The following is an 18539-nucleotide window of genomic DNA, read 5'->3' as shown; positions in this document are numbered from 1 at the left end:
TACATCTAAATTCAAAAACCAAGAAATGAAGGTGGTATTTATGAATCCAGAAAATGGAAAGACGAAAAATCGCTTTTATCCTAAAGAAATTCCGATATTTTATAACGAGCCAAGTACGGAAATGTTTGAAATAGTTATAACTCCTATTTTTAATAAAGGTGTCATTTCAAAAAAGGGCTTTACGCAAGGGGATTGTTTATTTAAATTTGCTGGAAAGGTTCAAGACTATCAGACATTATATACTTTACAACTAAAAGAAAATATATATATAGAAGATCCTTATTTTATGGGAATGTTACTCCATTCTTGCGAACCTAATGCAATTGTTAATATGGATGCGCAGGAGGTTTATGCGCTTCAAGAAATAAATGTTGGAGATTATATTACGATTGATTATTTAAAAACAGAGGATATGTTGTTTCAATCATTTCAGTGTGCCTGTGGGTTACCTAATTGTAAAGGATATCTAGTAGGGCGTAATATAAAAAAATAATGGTATAAAAAATAGGGCTCAGGTGCGAATGAATAAAAGAAAAGATAGAGACCTAAATTCCTAACGGAATCATCCCTTATATTATAATTCCAAACACATGGCAGATGAACGGATTCTGATTTTATAAAATATCTTGTCGAATGTTGCTTGTGTGTAAAGATTCCATGTCACTCAATATAAAAATTGGCTTGTTTTGATGCCTTTGGGCATCTTTTTTCCCTTTTAGTTGTTTAACGCGATTAGATAAGCTGGATTCTTATCAATCGCACTAACACAAGATTTCACAACACGAAAAGACCACAAAGATTTATTAAAAAATTACTTTGCAGTCTTGTGATTTCTCGTTTTATTCAGATAATACTCAATCGAGGTATGGCAACCAAAAGCGAACTATGGGGCCACATACCCTTTTAATTAATTGGCCATTTGGTAAATTGGCATACCAAACTATAAATGCGGAGGCTGTCTATTTGGATAAATTCCATATTTTCCAAAACGATTCACATGAGCTGTGATATATGGACTCAACTCATTTAATACTTTTTCGTGTTTAGTGCAAAATGAAAGTGGTTCTTTCCAAAGTTAGTTGAAAAGAGCCTTGTGCTCATATTCTAGCAGTAAGATTTTGTTTCTCAATAAATCGAACAGACAACGACCATACTTTTTGAATTTCAACCAACTTTGGAAATAACCCCTAATATATACCAAATGACATGTTTTTATGCAGAAGTTGCTTTATTGAACGGTTCGAGGAGAGTAATTATGCATAAAAAGATATACGAATTAATCTAATTCGTGGCTACATGCAAGAACAATGGGATCTGTATATCTGTATGCCTTTACCAACTGTCGCAGTTGTTTCTTTTTTCTTCAATTTATTTTTGTAAGGGGAGAATATCAGATGTAGATAGGGGACACCTCCTTATTTGTATAGATTAAAATCAATTTTTTATCATTTTTAGCCAAGAAGACTCCTTCCTCAAGGAACATGAAGGGCCACGGCCCAGTGAGTAGGTGGGAGTGCCCTTCTTGTGGTACGCATCATGATAGGGATAGTAACGCAAGTATCAATTTGAAAAATGAAAACGGTCACATAAGATGTGAGATATTCTATGTGTAAAAAAGGAGGGCATCACTATGAGAGCAACAGGTATTGTACGCAAAGTAGATAATTTAGGACGGATTGTGATACCAAAAGAAACAAGACGAATTTTACAAGTAGATTCAGGAGATGCGCTAGAAATTTTTGTAGAAGAGGATGCGATTGTCCTACAAAAATATATATCTCATGGTACGTGTCCTATCACGGGAGAAATATCTGCAAGGAATGTAAAACTGGCAGGTGGAAAGCTGACGCTGAGTCCAGAGGGTGTAAAACAACTGTTAGCTGAACTAGAACAATACAAAGTAAAAGTAACGGTATGTGAAGAATAGGGGGGCTAACTCGTTGGAAACGAAATTACAAGCATTTCAAAAGAACAGAAGTAAGAACATGCTATCTTTGCAGGAACAATTGTTACAAGAGGCGTTTCAAAAGAGGAAGGATATCACGTTAATTTTGTTAAAAGGATTGCATGTAAAAGGATTGATAAGAGAATTTGATACTTATTCTGTTTTAATGGAATTTGAAGGGAAGCAACAGCTTATATATAAACATGTAATCTCCACGATTCGCTTCTAAAATAAAACAGTAGCATGAAATCCTTAGAATTCATGCTACTGTTAAAGAAATATTATTTAGCTTTTACAGCTTCTTTTAATGCTTTCCCCGCTTTAAAGGCAGGTGTTTTTCCCGCAGGGATCGTAAGAGCTTCACCAGTATGTGGATTGCGTCCTTCACGGGCAGCACGTTCTCTTACTTCGAATGTGCCGAAGCCAAGTAGCTGTAGATGTTCCCCATTTTGTAGTGCATGTTGAATGGACTCTAATACTGCATCTACAGCAAGACCTGCTTGTGGCTTTGTTAGTTCGGATTGTATTGCAACTTGTTTGATTAATTCGGATTTGTTCATAAGGCACCTCTTATTGTGATGTATACTTGTTTCAGTATAAAGGTGTAAATGAAATGGTGCAAGATAGTTTGTGAGATGAAAATTCTATAACAGAAAAATGTCTTAAACAGAGGGAAAACTCTGTTTAAGAGGAATGGGGGAGGAAAAAAAGATGAAAAATACCTTTTACACGGATCCAAATGAATTAGAACGTGTTGCAGAAGTAGTAAGGGCATTAGCACACCCTGTCCGTCTCCAAATTGTACATTAAATAATAAAGAAAACTTCATTAAATGCTTCTAAATTACAACGGTATCTCGCCATACCACAACCCACTGTTTCGCAATATCTTGGCAAGTTGAAATTACATAAAGTCCTAGCATATGAGCGAAAAGGATTAGAAGTATTTTATCGTATTCATTTTTCAGCCTTCCTTTTTTATAATTTTTCCTCTGCAAGGTTTTGCTATAAAATTAGAAATTTAGTATTTAATTTAGTATTTTTATATTGAATCACTTTTTTCTTTTTCTTAGTAAATGATTTACTGCTGTTGATATATAAGCGTTTTAACTGATTTTTAAAACGTACATTTCAATGATTAATAGAGAGTATTGGAACTTATTCATTTAGAAAGGCGTACGGGCACCATCATTATAAACAGTTTAAAGGTGGATCGCTTTACAAAAAATATTAAATCACACGGATCAAAAAGAGACTTTAAGATATATAGGAATCCAACAAGATGCGCTAAATGATAATCAAAGGAAATCCAAAACCTCATTTCTTTATTTTTTAGCTACCTTATTATTAGTTTTAAACGGAAAGTGTCAAATTCGTTTTTATAAAATGCAAAAGAGATTGATATATCTAAGGTTAAACAAAATAGATGAATTTAAAATAATATAGTTATAGCTAATTCATTTTTAAGGATATAAGACCATATCTAATCAAAACTATGTGAATAGGGGCTGAAAAATGATGTAAAAAAATGAAAACTATTCGCGGACAATTTGTGAACTATTTACTGACACGTTTTGATTTTTGACAAAAGGACAGCTGGTATATAGTTGTTTTTTGTCTGTTTAACAAGAAAATATATTTTTGCTTTTAACAAACGTAAAAATCGAATTTTTTTCGGCGATTTTCTGTAATAATAATAATAAATAAGTTTAGAGCTTCGATGTGACGATATTATTTTTATAAAAAGGGTGGTATTTCCCTTCCTTTGAGCGTACAGTAAATCAAGATCTAATAATAAAGTTTGTAATAGCTGTACGCTCAAAGGTGCGGAAACACCAAAAATGATAAGTTTATTTCCTTTTTATTCAAATGTATGTTTTGGCTCAAAGCACAGTATTATCCTGAAATTTAGGAGGACTGTGCTTATATTTTTGTCATCATCTTTCAGAAGAATGTTTTTTGAAGGGAACAGACATATATTGAAATATTCGTGAAAAAGTTGGCTTTTTTGTGGTACTTATTCATAGGGACGAGCCTGTATAAGGGTAAATAAAGCTTACTAGATTTGATATTTGACTATGTTTTTCAATAGAAAGGCAAACTTTTTGGGAGTTTCTTTTGTGTATTGATAAATACTTTACAAGGAGTTTTAATGACCTACAGTGCATATATTTCTGTATAAAATACAAGTAGAGAAGGTGCCAAAATGGACCCAAAGGATATAGATACAAAAAATCTGAGTAAAGAGCTGTCAAAGCGTGAAAAGGTGACCACCATTTGTGTAGAGGCTTACGAAAAGATTGAAGTTGGTGGAGTAGTTGTGGATGGACCCGCAATGATTTACATTTGTAAAGAGTAACAAACAATTGTAACAAAAGAGGGGATATCACTATATTTTTAAAGAGTGGCGTTCCCATAAATGGGCAGATTCTTGCAACGGATAAATTTCCTATTCTTATGATGGTTCACAGTAAGCAACAATTGGTCTACAAACAAGCAATTTTTGCAATACTTAAGTAATTTTTTCAAGGGAAGTCGCAAAAGTAACAAAAAAGAAGATTGGGTTCAATCTTCTCTAAAAAGGACCGATGACAGAATACTACTCCAAATCTTAATCAATTACTTGAAACCATTCTATTCATTCTGAACGTTCTAGATAATTTTATGTTTGTTCTTTTCTGTTGAAGAATCCTTTTTATAAGGGTTCTCTTTTTTGTATTATATATTAACAAATAAACTTTCTAATTAGTCCCCACTTTGGATTTTCTATACCTGTATAATAGATAACGGGTCATAACATGGAAATAAAAACCAGTATATGACCTGTTTTTATAGGTATCTCTACTGAACTCCTTTTTAATAAGAGCAACACAAAATTTCACGTACCATGATATTTAATAAAAAACAAACACATAATCAATAGTCTACATCTAATATTATGTCTAATTAGTCCGTTTAATGGATTTGGTCTCGTCTGTCTAGGATAATATTTTATGTGAAATGGAGATATTATTTTATTTCGGATAGATTTCTTGCGAAATATGTATCTAGAGCCATATTTTAATTTAAATGTGATACGATAGTTGTATATATGCATTTAGATGGTAAAAGGAGATGAGTGTTGATGAAAAACCATATAAAAGTAAATGGAAAACTCCTTCAGACAAATAAAAAGTGGTCACATCTCCGGCAAAAACAAAAAGATTATATTTCTAATTGGTTACGTAGGGAATACATACAGTTTGTAAGAACGCATCATCGAAAACCTAGAAAATACGAGCATGATGAGATTCTTTATGAAGTGATGAATCAAATACAGGAACGTGAAATTTGGATTCCATATGGTGAAGTGAAAAAATACTATGTAAGCAAAATAGGAAAATGGTTTAGAAAAATAGAAGGTGAATGGGAAATACAAATAGACCATAATGAGAGCCGGCAAGTATTAAAAGAAAAGTAGATAAAAATAGGGGGGCGTATTTCATGTATAACTTACAAGAAGATACATATGAACAATTGAAAGAGAAAAAAGGGGAAGTTACTGTATTTTTAAAGAATGGTGTTCCAGTATGTGGGCAAATCCTTGCAACGGATAAGTTTACCGTTCTTATGATGGTTCATGGTAAGCAACAACTAGTCTACAAGCAAGCCATTTCCACAATTCTTAAGTAATTCCTGTTCCTTTTTTCGAGGGAAGAGGAACAAATACAAAAACATAGAAGATTGAGATCAATCTTCTGGATTTCAAAGTATTCGATACGCTTCTCGTACCATAAAAGGGGTTGAAACGATTCAGGCCCTATATAAACAGAGACGAAGTCTTGAATCAGACTCCATCTTTTCGGAGTACAAAGAACTACAAAAATTAGTAGAGATTGCTTAAATCCTATCCAAAGTTTATAGTCCTCTTTATATTTTTTCTAACTTTGCAACAGAACCTTGCTAAAAGACATTTTTTATAAAATCTTTTCTCCTATTCTCTTTATAAGGATCTCAAAAGCTCCTGCTCACAACTGAACGGGAGTTTCAACTCATTCATTAATACTTAACGCTCTTACGATTTGTATTCGATTATGCTTTTTTCGTATCTACTACTTTAATATCCTCAGCATAAATCTTTTCTGCATAGTCTTTAATGTTCTTCCAGCTATCTTTCGCAATGTTTAAATCTTCTTTAATGAAAACAAGTTCATTTGGACTAATTGAATCTACATTTTGAAGTAAAGAATTGTATTTTGATCCCATTGTATACCATTGGTTTGAAATGTTTTGCAACGCTGTAATTGCAGTATCAATCGTATTTGTTAAATACTCCGTTTGTGTTTTAATGTTCGTTAGTCCTGCCACTTCTAATTGGGCAGTTGTAACTTGTCCTGTTATCTTTTGAATTTCTGCTTGTGCATTATCAAGCTCTTTCTTCGCTAATACGATTCCAGCTGTTCCACCACCTACAGCTGCTGTACCACCTGCAATTAATGCGATTCCTAGCGGCGTTCCTGCACCAGTAGCAATAACTACCGCACCACCGATAATTGCAATTGGGCCTAAAGCTGTCGCAACAGATGAACCGATAATAATTGCATTATATTTACTAATTGCTTCATTATACGTTGTAATTTGATTTTGCAGAAGCGGAATTCCAGCATCTTGACTAGCCAAGATAGATGTAATTTGATTTGCATCTCCCTTGAAATTTTGAGTATCCGACGTCATTTTATTTCGGAATTTCTTTAAGTCTTCTACTAACTTATCTACTTGCGCTTTATTTTCAGTAATACTACTTGATAATCTAGTTAGACCTTTCGTAAGAGTTGCTTTATCCTTTGCATCAACCGCAGCAACTAAAGTATCATAATAGTTTTGGAATTTCGTATTGTAATTAATGATATTTTGATTTGTTGAAATAAGCTGTGGCTTCAATACATCTAGCCATTGTTGTGCATTCCCTCTAGCTGTATCTTGATGCTGAATCACTTTACCTTTTAAAGCTGCATCAACTGACGATACATTACCAAAGTTAACATTACCTTGTTTAATAATTGTTAAAGCGTACAGATCCATTACTAAAGCGTTTGAACCTGTTCTTTCCATTGCATCTTTCAGGCCTTCTGGTCCTAATGAATATTCTTCGTAGTCATTATAAGCTTTTGCTACAGCATGAACTGGAGCTTGTTTCACTGTACTTTCAGCTGCATACGTATGGGCCGGCATAATATTCCCTGCTGCAAATACTGCCATAAGTGCTGATAGAGCCATTACTTTATAAGGTTTTTTTGTCATTTTTCTTCTCTCCCTATATCGCTAATTATTTTTCTGTTTAATGTACTTCAAACGTTTGTAACGTAATCTTCAAATTGATTTGTTTGCTTATTCATTTCATCATTTACTTTTTTAAGTTGATTGAAATGTTTTTGAAGTAAAATACTGTCTGTATACGTACCTTCTTCAATATTTGTTTGAATTTGGATCATATTATTATTTACAACTTTCCAAGCCGTTAATAACGTTTCTAAAGTTGTAATTTGGCGATCAATTAGTTCTGTAAAGCTACTTACTTGATCTTCAACAAATGTAATTTGAGTCGCCTCTAATTCAGTTTGTGATAACTTCTGAATAAGCGGTAATAACTCTTTTTGCTTTTGTTGAATACGAAGAGCTGCTTCCCTCGTTTGACTATCTGCAGCATTTACAATTTCATTACTTAAAGTACCGATAGAAACAAAGTCGATTGTTTTCGTTTGTGCAGTTTGATTTGTGATTGTAAATACTTGTTTACCGATATTAATAGAACCTTTAATAATTTCTTGCGGTCTATTCAAAATAGTAGTTAATTCAGCTTGAATTTCCCCTTGAATTCTTTTAATATCTTCTCTTAATTTCACAATATCTCCACTTAATCCTTGAAGTGTTTTTATTGCCTCATCAGCTTTAATTGATAAGTTGTTACTATCTTTGTCTAATACCGTTTTAAATCGATTTAACTCTAATAAATCTTGCTCCATACTCTCTTGAATGCTTTGGACTTGCAATTGTAATTTTCCATATGCGTTTGTAAAATCTGCTTTTGCCTGTTCATCTTCATTTACTTTTCCTGCTAGTTCATAGAGCTTACTATAATAACTATTAAATCTTGTGCTGTATCTCATCATTTCTTGATTTAAGTCGATTAGCTTCGGATTATATTCATCAATCCACTCTCGTACATTCGTTTTTGCAAATTTTTGATGATTCGTTAAACTACTCATAGCGTTTACCTTAATGTCTGGCTGTTGCAAAATAACTAATCCGTATGCTTGTATAAGCGGTGACTGTGATCCTAACATTCTAATTGAATGGGATAATGTATTTGGAGCAATTACATTTTGCGCATATACTGTTTTCACTTCTGTTTGCCCCCCCTCGGTGTGAACGCTTACAGGAACGGAGTAACTCGTAGATACTGCTGTAACCAATAACCCTGTAATTAAAGTCTTTTTCACTTTAATTCCTCCTCGTATGTTCATATTTAAGTCTTATTTCAAGCTTATATTTCCCATATAATAAGGGTCCTGAATAAATAAAATACTTAGACGTCTCAAGATATTTTTAGATACTGATTTTAGGAGTACTTGGGCCACTTCGTTTTCCTCCTGTGGACTTATCATATAACTTATAGAGTGTTTCTCAGTGAACATGCGGAACTTCTTACTCGCAGGCTAAACAGACTGCCCCTCGATTAGCTTTAGGGAGGCTTTCGATTCAGGACAAGCTCTCTCAGCGCGAGGTTATTGACCCATCGTACACACTAGAGATATCACGAGATTTATAAGGAATGATTCTAATTTGAAGGGAGATCTCTTACATGAAATTATTTGCTGGTCTAGATGTAAGTTTGTTTGTTATAAAAGTTTGTATTTTAAATGGTGAAGGGAAAAAAGCTAGATTCCTTTTTGACTTACCAGGGGCCACAGTGCTCAAAAAGCGAGTGTTACAGTGTATAACCAACCAAGAAATTGAAACTGTTAAAATCGATTTATAATACACATCTGTTTATAGTTTTCATCCATCTATGTTTCTTCATTATGATGAAGACTTACAACGCTTTGGGGCAAAGATATTTCTGATGAATCCCAAACAAATTGCAAATTTCAAGAAAAACTATTCTGACATGAATAAAACAGATGTCTTTGATGCCATTGTTATCGCTGAGATTGGTCAAATCGGAAGACTTGATGATGAAACGAAGATAGGGATTATATTCACAGTCTAGTCGATTCACCGCAAAAAAACACTTCGTTATCCTGTAATAGAAATCAGTACTTGCGGTATTACTGGGGTGAATCCAATAACTTTGTAAAAAAGTATGTATCTGATTATCAAGAATATTACGTGAAAAAATATAATGAGCTATCAAAACAAACGTGCACTCGTTCTAATCGCAAGAGAAAGAATGCGATTAGAACGAGTGCACCACTACGTAGTCACTGACTCTTTACACCAGAAAGGTACATGAAAGTGTGACAAAAAACGTTTCATTTCTACCTTTTAATTGATTTCCAGTCAATTACATGCATTACTGGTTTAGTCGCACGACGTCTTTTTTAAGTAAACATGCCTTTGATAACTAAAAATTCTTTTGTTTTTCAGTTGACATACTACCGCAGGTCTAATATCATACAAAATTACCTTCCACAACAAAGAGAATGTATACCTAAATTAGCACGAATACAGATAGAGTACTATTGATAAATGTTCCAGGAACCTTACAAATTTATAATATATTATGCTGCAGGATAAAAAATACAACCTGGGACAAGCTTTTTATAAAGACTGAGAGTGTTGCAGGACTAAAATAAATATGAAATGTTATGTATTAAAGAAATTATCTGTGCATGCAGTAGATAACAATTTTGTTCATACTGTTTCCTACAACAGCAATGTTTTCATTCGTTTGTTTTGTGGTGTAAGATTGCACAGGATTCTTTTTAAATTTGAAACGTGGGGCACTGTTTTGTTTCTTGAAAAAGCGTGTATACGCATCCGCAAGGTTGCGAACAGACGATTGGATCGCAATACTATCCACTTCTTTGAGCCAAACAACTCTTTCTTCATGGCAGGAAGTTTGGCAGAGCATGTACCATATGTCAAACCTTTTCCTGTTTCTTTGTATGTATTATCCCATAGGGATAGGAAATGATTGAATACAAAACGAGAACAACCAATGGTTTTATTGATTAAAATTGCTTGTGCTGTATTTGGATAGATACGAAATTTATATGCTCGATTAATCATCATTTCTTTCACCCCCATTTCGATATATCTCCATTATACAACGAACGTATATTCGGTAAGTAGTGAAATGATGATGACAAATTATCCAATAATAAGTTATATATGTCGAACAATTGAGATGGCAGTATGCCATCCCTTGTTCGAAGCCAATTCATCTCCCACCTACTCACTGGGCCGTGGCCCTTCATGTTCCTTGAGGAAGGAGTCTTCTTGGCTAAAATGATAAAAATTAAAAAGAGTACCTTCAAACAGTACTCTTTCTCGGAGTGAATAGTCAAAAAAGCTTATAAATGAAGGTGTATCAAAAATGCTCTATACATAATATGCATCCTCACATAAAAAGGTGATGAAAAATTAAAGAGCAGCTAGCAAAAGCTAACTGCTCAACCATCATGGAATATGGTTCAGAAATGGGTAGTTATAGTGTTGACGGAATATTGAGTTTTATTCAGGGGGGAGAAAATGTTGTGAGTGATTTTAATGGTGAGAAGTTAACAGAACTTCGGCATTTATTTGGAATAATTCAAGGAAAAGCTGCCAAATTGTTAGGTACCGATATTAATAAGTTGATTAAGATAGAGGGAATGGGGGTATCAAACTAATTAAAAAGCCCGAAAATGGAGATTAAGGGTGTTTAAAGAGAAGGAGTGAAGGGGTTGACTAAGATGAAGAAAAAGAAATTAAAAAAAGCAATCGCTCGTCGTACAAAGGCTGTACAAAAAGAAGAGAAAGAAAGGCTAGATAAAGCTTGGAGAAATCTTTTTATACAACCGGGCATTATGAAATAAATATAGTCCGGCTAGAAAACTAGAGGAAACCGATTTTTAGAACAGCCATTAAAGCTGTTTTAGGAATAGGTGTCCTCTTTCTTTTGAAAAGGGAGATGGGGAAATGAAGGGGTTAAGAGATCAATTACGTGAATGGAAAAAGCAATCCAATCAAGCAAAGAAGAAAAAAAGAAATTGAGGATTTAATGGGGATGCATAGACCTTGCTATGAGCGTAGACGTGGGGCAATAAGACAAAAGTAATTTAAAAATAAAAGGAGTGGTTTTATATGATTAAATTATCTTTCTTACCAAAAATTGATAGAACAGCGACATAAGAGGAATTAGAAGAATTAGAAGGTGTGTTGGAAAGCATACGTATACATAGACAATTTGAGATGATGCGTAAAGAAATGAAAGTCACTCCTGCTTATGAAATACGTGAGCACGTTCCTACACATGCAGTCGGAAGACCATTAGAAGATGTTGCTATAGCATATATTCAACAAAGTAAACGAGAAGAATAGCTAGAAAGAATGTCATTACGTATTGATCAATTTCTAAATCGGTTAGGAAACGGACGTGCAGGAATTACCCAAAGGGATATTATTTATAAGCGTTATTTAGAAGAGGATGTATGTGATTACATGGTTTATAACGAAATCAGAATGTCAGAACGTACATATCGACGTTGGAAGTCTAAAGCTTTTTATAAGCTCGTTTTTGCACTTGGATTAGAAGTTTACGTAATTACATTCTCTTCATTATGGGCATTAATACAGGCCTTAGAATATAAGATGTTTTGAAAATAAAAGTAGGTGATGTTAAAGGGAGTCATATCTCTATGAGGGAAAAGAAAACAGGGAAACAGAAACGAATACAAATTACTGCAGCACTGAAACGAGAACTTAAATGGTTTATTGAAGAAAGAGAAGACAATGAGTATCTACTGCAAAGTAGACAAGGAAAGAATCGTCCTATTGGTCGTACCATGGCATATAAGATATTAAGTGGAGTGGCAGAAGAATATGAAATAGGAACACATACCCTAAGAAAGACGTACGGGTATCATATGTACATGCAAACGAAAAACATAGCACATTACTCATGGAGATATTCAATCATTCGTCAGAGAATGTCAAGTTACGTTATATAGGTGTAAACCAAGCTGTGATGGGAAAAGCAATGACTAGGTTTAAAATCTAATCATTGCTTTTTCTTTTTTAATCTATACAGTTACTCATAAATTTCGTACTGTGTAACTCAAAAGAGAAAGTTAAATGAAATCAATGATAGCAAGGGATTCAGTGATAGACTCAGTTACACACAATATAAGATATGGGTAACTGCAGGTATCGAGAAATCGGATGGTGTATATACATAAATATAAACTGTAAGGGGAGGTAATTGTGATTTATGTTAAATGAAGAACTATTAGAAGTAATCATTAAATATAAAAGGAATACGGGGAGAAATCCTGATATGTTAAAGTTGAACCCAACTTATTTTAGAAATATTTTAGAAGAATTGAATTATCCACATTGGATTATTAAAAAGAAAATGACAGAAATGAAAAAAAGTATATTTGGTGTACCAGTAGAAGTAACAGATGCAGTGGAAAAATTTGAACTATGAAAAACACTGGCAGAGTTGTGACCGCTTTTTGGCAGAAAATGTGTCGATTATTTTGGAAGTAATGTGTTATATTTGTATGGTGGGAAGTGTCGGAAAACACAACTCACGATGATGGTATTAAAATTCTAAACGGTTCATAATGACGGTATCTAAAATCCGAAACCAGTTTTCGATGGTGCGAGATTGAATGTAGCCGTTGAATGGAAAGAGCATCTTTAAAGATGCTCTTTATTTTGTATATAGAAAAATACAAATTCTTGTGCATGGATACAATTATAAACGAGGAGGTAGTTTTTGTATTAACTCGTAGGTATAAGGAGCGCGTGTTTTTAAAGTTTCATGGGTAGAACTATTCAAGTAATAGTAGGCATAGGCTTCAGCAAAATATTCCTCTGGATAGTAGTAATAAGAACTGTTGGAAAAGGAATTATATTCACGACTATGAATTCTTAAGAATTCTTGTGAATAGCTAATGTTTTGGAATACATAACGATCAATAGCGTGAGTTGTTTCGTGTAATTCAAGATTGATTGAAGTATGCATATTACCGTAATTACTATATCCTATACGAGCAAAAACAGGATTCCCAGCCTCTAGGGATTTTCCCTCTTAAATAAGAATATTCCGGTAAATAAGTGATCGGAAAGTTAACGAGTTTAATACGAATATTTTTATTGTAAAGAGCATATAGAGTTTTGCTATCAATGTTGCTAATACGCTGTATCATATTGGAGGTTTCTTGTTGATTATAGTTGCCGGAGGTTTGGACGATGATAAGTTGTTGAGGAAGATTCGCCGTTGATGGCGTGTACAGCTCTTGGGAACGCGGAAGAGTGGATGGAACGAAAGGAGAGACAGAGGGATTCGTTGTATTTTTATAAGAAATGATAGGTTGTCCTTCTTGAGCGCTCACACTAATCGGGGGTATAACTAGAAATAATGAGCAACATAAGACAGTGAAGAGTAATTTTTTGAACTTCATAGTTATTCATCTTTTAAAAGTAATTTATATTAATAGCATTATATAGTGAAAAACAGATAATGGTGATAAGAATGTAATCGTTATTTTTATATGTAAGGAGGAAAAGAAAACATAGGGATAAAGTTATTAAAAAATTATAATTTTTTCGTATGTTCTCACAGAATGCTAATGTGCAAGATAAGTCTATAGCTTGCTATAAAAAAGAGAGCTACATGGTCTGTATAAGACAAATCATGTAGCTCTGTAAGTGAGTAGGAGGACAAGTGAGTTTTTATGTCCTCGCAGAAATTTAATTAGGGTATATGTATTTTAACATGCAGGCATCGTAGTGAGGGTGGGGAAATGTTCTTTAATAAAGGACAAAAAATAGATAGTTGAATATAAAATTATATGGTACTTTAAATTAGGTAAATGATGGCGGAAACCATTTTTATAATATATTTATAAGTAGATTTACGGGCATCCAGTGTAATTCGGAAGAGCTTTTGCTCTTCTTTCAGCCGCTAAGTTTTAGACATGAATGTATAACCGGGAAAGTTAAACATATATGCTTAGCGGTTGAAAGAGGGGCTAAATAATACATAATGTTAGATTAAGTTTTTAGGGTGATTTTTTAATAATAAGTAAAAGCAGTACAAGCTGTACTAGAAGAGAGCACTTTTATTATTGAGGTGCTCTTTTTTATAGGATTTATAATGGGGTGGTGGATTAAGGCAGTAAGGGGTGAATGATGTATGGATGAAGGAATGAATGAATAATGCGAAGGTATAGATGTGTGGTAGGTTAGTTTTGGGATAAGGGATATCCATTCGCATTCTTCATCCTTCTGAAAGAAATGTTGGAGGAAAACAGATGGATTGTAACTACTTACTAAGTTAAGGGTCTGAAATAAACAGTAGACAGCGTCAGTTTTCCAACCATTTTTATTATATGCAGAAAAATGGTTTTTAAAACCAAAAACAATGTGTTGTCTAGAACTTTTTTCTAAGAATAAGCATCTAATGAAGCATAGGACAACACCTATTGATAGTGCTTTTCCAAAGACCTTTCTGTCTATATAAATGATGCAAGAGCAGTCATTCCCTTGGTTGCTCTCTTTTTACGTCCATATGCACTTTTATAGAAAGAGGCATAGATATCAAAAATGGGCATATAAAGTATATAGAAAATATATGATGAATTGGTTATTTTGACAAAGTGAGGAGTGGGATATGGATGGACAGCTCGTCTAAAATTATTTTATCAAATGGGAAAGAATATATTGTATCGATTCAGCTTGGTTCCCTCATTGGAAAGACACTTGTAAATGGTGAAGGAGAATTCCTTAATACTTTTGTTGTGTTACCTCATATAGATGTGGAAACAGGAAACGAAATGCAAGTTGCTTTAAATCCGCGGTATATAGTAGCAATTGAAGAGTCTAATATAAGAATGCAACCTCATGTACCTTCAGTATTTAGAATTGAAAAAATAAATAAGGATTTAGAGTGAAAGTATCCATCTGGGTACTTTATTTTTGAAGAGGAGTGAGAACAAATGATACTAAATAAACAAGAACAAACTGTCATTATTGGTAAGTTAATTAATAACATTCTCGGATTGGAATTAGTCAAGGAACATATTTATCCACAGAAATTAGAAAAAGTCGTATTTTTGCATAATGAAATAAGTGATGATATGACACCAAAGCAATGCAGAGAAGCGATGGTTAGTGTGTTAAGTAAGACGGTAGATGAATTTCTGAAGGGAAGGAGTGAGGGGAGATACAATTTTATTATTTTAGCTGTAATGAAGATTATGATATGCAACCACACGTAGCTCAGATTTGTAATTGCATTGAGAAGTGTTACTTCACGTGTCCTCATTGTGGCCATGAGCATGTTGCTGCATATGTGAATGATAAAATTCGTAAGTGTCAATTGGCTATAATCAAGTGTCATGAACGGATTTATAAAAAGAATCTTGCTATCGAGGATGAGATGCAACGATTGAGGAAGAGGATGGCAGGTACCAAGTAAACCATTTAAGCCGTGTAAGTCCTTAGGTTGCAATGAACTAACACGGGATAAGTATTGTGCTAAATATATCGAAAAGGAAAAAGAAACCGTAAGATATTATGACAAACATATTCGAAACAAAAGCTCACGTTCATTCTATAACTCCAAACCATGGAGAGTTATGTGTGAGTTTGTTTATCGTAGAGATTATGGATTATGTGTAGAATGAATGGCATTATTAAGATAGGAGATGTAGTAGATCGTACCATTCCGTTGCTTGTGGATTGGCTAAGGCGGTTAGATCCAAATAATTTACAAACACTTTGTCATGCTTGTCATAACAAGAAAACAAAAGAAGACGAGAAGAAATACAGAGAATAATTCAAAAGGAAGGGAAGCGTACAGGTCTATCACGCTAGATAAATGGGAAGAGGCCCTAGAATGAGTCTAGGGCCTACAGGATACTTGTTTAGGGAAACTGCATGTAACTACAAGTTACAAGTATAAGAATAACATTGCATCTATATAAAAGTACGGATGAATTTGTCCTAAAATCGGACAAAAAATACCCCTGTCGTAAAAAAGCAAAAGGCGAATCCTTGGAGACCGCCGCTTAGCTTTCTGTGCAAAAATGTCGTTTTATTCCATAAAAGGGGGTTCGGCTGAAGGAGGTGGTTCTCATAGGAAGAAAAGCTAAACCGATTCATCTACATTTATTAGAAGGAAATACAAGTCGACTAACAAAAGAAGAAATCAATCAAAGGTTAGCGGCTGAAAAAAAGTTACAAGCAAAAAAGGATAAAGTAAAACCACCCACATGGTTAGATTCAGTTGCTAAGAGAGAGTTCAAACGAATTGCAGGTGAATTATTAGAGTTGGATGTCATTACAAACATAGATGTAAATGCACTAGCAACTTATTGTGATGCTTTTTCTGACTATGTTGAATGCACCAAGATTATTCGAGAAGAAGGACTACTTGTTGAGTATACCAATAAAAGCTTTACAAGGGCATGAAGAAAATCAAAATGAGAAAATACAAGAAATGGAGAGAAAGCATAATGAAGAAATTACATTAATGAACAACAAAATAGCAACATTAGAAGAGTTAGTCCAAAAATTAATAAATGAGAAACTAGAGCAGCTATAAGCTGTTTTTATTTGTGTGCCAGGCATGGCAACTGTCTAGGTGGTGAAAGTCCACTGTGGGGGTACACATCGACCAACCACTAAGGAAGCGCAAGGTACTTACCGTGAGGTGAGGGTTGAAGGAAGCGTGGAATAAAATCTTGGCTCGACGAACAGAAATCTGATACGAAGGCTCTATAAAGGGATGAGACTCCAATTCAAGTTAAAGTCCAAATAGATGTGCGTAACTTTGTAGAGTAAATCAGGCGAGTAAAAGAGGAAAGATAGTTGTCTTACCCTGGGAGATCTTGCGGATGTACTAACAGTACAGTCGAAAATGGTTAGCCGCGAGAAGTCAGCCGAGGCCATAGTAGTGAACTCAATTCATGAAGGGCTGAACAGTTTATAGTGTTTCAACACCACGAATGCGTAAATAATAAACTCCGAATGTGTTAATGGTGAAAGTATGAGCGTATCTCAAAGGATAACCAAAATGGGAGATATTACTTACTACGTGAGAGGAAAGGAGAAACGAGTGTGGAACTTCTAGAAACAATTCTAAGTAATCAAAATATGAATGAATCCTACTTACGCGTTTATAAAAATAAAGGTGCAAGTGGAGTTGATGGTGTAACAGTTGACGAACTTAAACGATATCTGAAAGAAAACAAGGACGAGCTACGTCAGCGCATTAGAACAAGAAAATACTAACCACAAGCTGCCTTAAGAGTGGAAATCCCAAAAGAGAATGGCAAGATGCGCAAGCTGGGAATACCAACAGTAGTGGATAGAGTAGTTCAACAAGCCATTCATCAAATACTCAGTCCTATATTTGAGAAGCAGTTCAGTGAATTCAGTTATGGTTTTAGACCAAAAAGAAGCTGTGAGATGGCAATCGTTAAAAGCTTGGAATTTCTAAATGATGGATATGATTGGATAGTGGATATTGATTTGGAAAGATTCTTTGATACAGTTCATCACGATAAGTTAATGCGAATTATATCTAATACAATATATGACGGAGACGTCATTTCCCTCATAAGAAAGTATTTAGTCAGTGGGGTTATGGTGAATGGAAAATATGAAGAAACACCGGTCGGAACTCCGCAAGGAGGCAATCTAAGCCCTTTACTGAGGAACATTATGTTGAACGAACTGGATAAGGAACTCGAGAGTAGAGGACTTCCATTTGTGAGATACGCCGACGGCGCTCTTATCTTTGTGAAAAGCGAGAAAGCGGCGAGCAGAGTGATGAAATCAATCGTGAGATTTATAGAAAAGAACCTAGGTTTGATAGTCAATACAGAAAAGAGTAAAATCTCTCGGCCAGAAGATTTAAAATTTTTAGGATTTGGATATTATTACAATTCTAAGGATGAGAGATATCAAACGAAACCACACCCAATCTCAGTACAGAAATTCCAAAGAAAGCTTCGACAACTGACAAAACGAAACTGGAGCGTTCCGTTAGACTATCGAATATTGAAACTAAAACAAGTTATATTTGGATGGGTAAATTACTTCAGGAGTGCAAATATGAAAGGCGTTATGAAGCAAGTAGATAAGAAGCTCCGCTCCAGAATTAGAGTGATTATTTGGAAGCAATGGAAAATACCGAAGAAACAAATCAAATCGCTTGTTCAATTAGGGATTCCGGAGGAAGAAGCGAAGGGATTAACCTACTGTCGAAAGGGCTACCGATATATAGGATTATCGAAAGTCGTTCAAAGAGCCATCTCAAACCAAAGACTAAAGAAGAGGGGCGAGAATAAATTACTTTATTTTCCCTCTACTCGATTGAACAAAATACGGCTTTT

At 34.3% G+C, this 18539-nt stretch carries 15 protein-coding genes and 15 pseudogenes; 24 read left to right on the top strand and 6 right to left on the bottom strand.

The features are described 5' to 3' along the window. Positions 1-40 precede the first annotated feature (40 nt). The gene (locus I6L50_RS35585) at positions 41-493 is read left to right on the top strand and encodes an SET domain-containing protein (RefSeq protein WP_257475507.1); all 453 of its coding nucleotides are present in this window, start codon (positions 41-43) and stop codon (positions 491-493) included. Between the two features lie 783 nt (positions 494-1276). Here I6L50_RS35585 and I6L50_RS35580 read toward each other — a convergent pair. After that, complete coding sequence (locus I6L50_RS35580) at positions 1277-1339, bottom strand: aspartyl-phosphate phosphatase Spo0E family protein (protein ID WP_257475537.1); 63 nt, start codon at positions 1337-1339, stop codon at positions 1277-1279. Between the two features lie 166 nt (positions 1340-1505). Here I6L50_RS35580 and I6L50_RS35960 point away from each other — a divergent pair. The 3 genes and pseudogenes from I6L50_RS35960 to hfq (I6L50_RS34290) all read left to right on the top strand — a co-directional run. Continuing rightward, positions 1506-1613: pseudogene (locus I6L50_RS35960) on the top strand (zinc ribbon domain-containing protein); the annotation flags it as partial. A gap of 17 nt (positions 1614-1630) precedes the next feature. Then, positions 1631-1927, top strand: coding sequence for an AbrB/MazE/SpoVT family DNA-binding domain-containing protein (locus tag I6L50_RS34295; protein ID WP_219304466.1), 297 nt, complete (start codon positions 1631-1633; stop codon positions 1925-1927). Between the two features lie 13 nt (positions 1928-1940). Further along, entirely contained in the window at positions 1941-2174 is a 234-nt protein-coding gene (hfq, locus tag I6L50_RS34290) for an RNA chaperone Hfq (protein ID WP_219304464.1), read from the top strand. A 52-nt stretch (positions 2175-2226) separates the two neighbouring features. Here hfq (I6L50_RS34290) and I6L50_RS34285 read toward each other — a convergent pair whose 3' ends face one another. Then, entirely contained in the window at positions 2227-2505 is a 279-nt protein-coding gene (locus I6L50_RS34285; protein ID WP_219304462.1) for an HU family DNA-binding protein, read from the bottom strand. Positions 2506-2656: 151 nt separating this feature from the next. Here I6L50_RS34285 and I6L50_RS34280 point away from each other — a divergent pair. The 7 genes and pseudogenes from I6L50_RS34280 to I6L50_RS35570 form a co-directional block, all read left to right on the top strand. Continuing rightward, positions 2657-2995 (top strand): annotated as a pseudogene (locus tag I6L50_RS34280) (ArsR/SmtB family transcription factor). Between the two features lie 90 nt (positions 2996-3085). Next, positions 3086-3258: pseudogene (locus I6L50_RS35575) on the top strand (site-specific integrase); the annotation flags it as partial. Positions 3259-4150: 892 nt separating this feature from the next. Beyond that, positions 4151-4303, top strand: coding sequence for a BC1881 family protein (locus I6L50_RS34275; protein WP_098806868.1), 153 nt, complete (start codon positions 4151-4153; stop codon positions 4301-4303). Positions 4304-4317: 14 nt separating this feature from the next. Next, positions 4318-4464 (top strand): annotated as a pseudogene (locus I6L50_RS34270) (RNA chaperone Hfq); the annotation flags it as partial. A gap of 604 nt (positions 4465-5068) precedes the next feature. After that, positions 5069-5404: a transposase gene (locus tag I6L50_RS34265; protein ID WP_219304461.1), complete on the top strand. Its 336-nt coding sequence runs from the start codon at positions 5069-5071 to the stop codon at positions 5402-5404. A 23-nt stretch (positions 5405-5427) separates the two neighbouring features. Beyond that, on the top strand, positions 5428-5616 hold the full coding sequence (hfq, locus tag I6L50_RS34260; RefSeq protein WP_219304459.1) for an RNA chaperone Hfq: 189 nt from the start codon (positions 5428-5430) through the stop codon (positions 5614-5616). A 58-nt stretch (positions 5617-5674) separates the two neighbouring features. Further along, positions 5675-5827 (top strand): annotated as a pseudogene (locus tag I6L50_RS35570) (IS6 family transposase); the annotation flags it as partial. Between the two features lie 188 nt (positions 5828-6015). Here the strand turns inward: I6L50_RS35570 and nheB are convergent. After that, entirely contained in the window at positions 6016-7224 is a 1209-nt protein-coding gene (nheB, locus tag I6L50_RS34255) for a non-hemolytic enterotoxin NHE subunit B (protein WP_219304457.1), read from the bottom strand. A gap of 47 nt (positions 7225-7271) precedes the next feature. Further along, the gene (gene nheA, locus I6L50_RS34250; protein WP_219304456.1) at positions 7272-8423 is read right to left on the bottom strand and encodes a non-hemolytic enterotoxin subunit A; all 1152 of its coding nucleotides are present in this window, start codon (positions 8421-8423) and stop codon (positions 7272-7274) included. A 362-nt stretch (positions 8424-8785) separates the two neighbouring features. On the opposite strand from nheA, the pseudogene I6L50_RS36090 reads away from it, so the two are divergent. Then, a pseudogene (locus I6L50_RS36090) lies at positions 8786-9151 on the top strand (IS110 family transposase); the annotation flags it as partial. A gap of 687 nt (positions 9152-9838) precedes the next feature. Here I6L50_RS36090 and I6L50_RS34240 read toward each other — a convergent pair. Beyond that, positions 9839-10218, bottom strand: a pseudogene (locus I6L50_RS34240) (helix-turn-helix domain-containing protein); the annotation flags it as partial. A gap of 464 nt (positions 10219-10682) precedes the next feature. On the opposite strand from I6L50_RS34240, the pseudogene I6L50_RS34235 reads away from it, so the two are divergent. From I6L50_RS34235 to I6L50_RS34215, 5 genes and pseudogenes are all read left to right on the top strand, one after another. After that, a pseudogene (locus I6L50_RS34235) lies at positions 10683-10796 on the top strand (XRE family transcriptional regulator); the annotation flags it as partial. A gap of 75 nt (positions 10797-10871) precedes the next feature. After that, the gene (locus I6L50_RS34230; protein WP_219304454.1) at positions 10872-11003 is read left to right on the top strand and encodes a DUF3983 domain-containing protein; all 132 of its coding nucleotides are present in this window, start codon (positions 10872-10874) and stop codon (positions 11001-11003) included. 268 nt (positions 11004-11271) lie between these two features. Continuing rightward, positions 11272-11727, top strand: a pseudogene (locus tag I6L50_RS34225) (ArpU family phage packaging/lysis transcriptional regulator); the annotation flags it as partial. Next, positions 11718-12187, top strand: a pseudogene (locus I6L50_RS34220) (tyrosine-type recombinase/integrase); the annotation flags it as partial. The pseudogenes I6L50_RS34225 and I6L50_RS34220, both read left to right, overlap by 10 nt. A gap of 210 nt (positions 12188-12397) precedes the next feature. Then, complete coding sequence (locus I6L50_RS34215; RefSeq protein ID WP_219304450.1) at positions 12398-12616, top strand: hypothetical protein; 219 nt, start codon at positions 12398-12400, stop codon at positions 12614-12616. A gap of 273 nt (positions 12617-12889) precedes the next feature. Here the strand turns inward: I6L50_RS34215 and I6L50_RS35955 are convergent. Next, positions 12890-13598, bottom strand: a pseudogene (locus I6L50_RS35955) (anthrax toxin lethal factor-related metalloendopeptidase). Positions 13599-14813: 1215 nt separating this feature from the next. On the opposite strand from I6L50_RS35955, the gene I6L50_RS34210 reads away from it, so the two are divergent. The 7 genes and pseudogenes from I6L50_RS34210 to ltrA all read left to right on the top strand — a co-directional run. Then, complete coding sequence (locus I6L50_RS34210; RefSeq protein WP_219304448.1) at positions 14814-15089, top strand: hypothetical protein; 276 nt, start codon at positions 14814-14816, stop codon at positions 15087-15089. Between the two features lie 45 nt (positions 15090-15134). Further along, positions 15135-15344, top strand: a pseudogene (locus tag I6L50_RS34205) (hypothetical protein); the annotation flags it as partial. Positions 15345-15361: 17 nt separating this feature from the next. Further along, positions 15362-15616, top strand: coding sequence for a hypothetical protein (locus I6L50_RS35565; protein ID WP_257475536.1), 255 nt, complete (start codon positions 15362-15364; stop codon positions 15614-15616). After that, positions 15606-15976, top strand: a pseudogene (locus I6L50_RS35560) (HNH endonuclease); the annotation flags it as partial. The gene I6L50_RS35565 and the pseudogene I6L50_RS35560, both read left to right, overlap by 11 nt. 290 nt (positions 15977-16266) lie before the next feature. Then, a pseudogene (locus I6L50_RS34195) lies at positions 16267-16596 on the top strand (phage terminase small subunit P27 family); the annotation flags it as partial. Then, on the top strand, positions 16577-16744 hold the full coding sequence (locus I6L50_RS34190) for a hypothetical protein (RefSeq protein ID WP_219304446.1): 168 nt from the start codon (positions 16577-16579) through the stop codon (positions 16742-16744). The pseudogene I6L50_RS34195 and the gene I6L50_RS34190, both read left to right, overlap by 20 nt. A 515-nt stretch (positions 16745-17259) precedes the next feature. Then, positions 17260-18486: pseudogene (gene ltrA / locus I6L50_RS34185) on the top strand (group II intron reverse transcriptase/maturase); the annotation flags it as partial. Positions 18487-18539 lie beyond the last annotated feature (53 nt).

The sequence above is a fragment of the Bacillus sp. FDAARGOS_1420 genome (assembly GCF_019344915.1).
Lineage (GTDB): Bacteria > Bacillota > Bacilli > Bacillales > Bacillaceae_G > Bacillus_A > Bacillus_A mycoides.
This window is presented reverse-complemented; position numbering and strand designations above follow the sequence as displayed.

Excerpts from the sequence above, each read along its gene's own strand:
- I6L50_RS35585 (WP_257475507.1), top strand. The coding sequence starts at position 41 with ATGAATCCAGAAAATGGAAAGACGAAAAATCGCTTTTATCCTAAAGAA.
- I6L50_RS34295 (WP_219304466.1), top strand. The coding sequence starts at position 1,631 with ATGAGAGCAACAGGTATTGTACGCAAAGTAGATAATTTAGGACGGATT.
- I6L50_RS34285 (WP_219304462.1), bottom strand. The coding sequence starts at position 2,505 with ATGAACAAATCCGAATTAATCAAACAAGTTGCAATACAATCCGAACTA.
- I6L50_RS34275 (WP_098806868.1), top strand. The coding sequence starts at position 4,151 with ATGGACCCAAAGGATATAGATACAAAAAATCTGAGTAAAGAGCTGTCA.
- I6L50_RS34265 (WP_219304461.1), top strand. The coding sequence starts at position 5,069 with ATGAAAAACCATATAAAAGTAAATGGAAAACTCCTTCAGACAAATAAA.
- hfq (WP_219304459.1), top strand. The coding sequence starts at position 5,428 with ATGTATAACTTACAAGAAGATACATATGAACAATTGAAAGAGAAAAAA.
- nheB (WP_219304457.1), bottom strand. The coding sequence starts at position 7,224 with ATGACAAAAAAACCTTATAAAGTAATGGCTCTATCAGCACTTATGGCA.
- I6L50_RS34215 (WP_219304450.1), top strand. The coding sequence starts at position 12,398 with ATGTTAAATGAAGAACTATTAGAAGTAATCATTAAATATAAAAGGAAT.
- I6L50_RS34210 (WP_219304448.1), top strand. The coding sequence starts at position 14,814 with ATGGACAGCTCGTCTAAAATTATTTTATCAAATGGGAAAGAATATATT.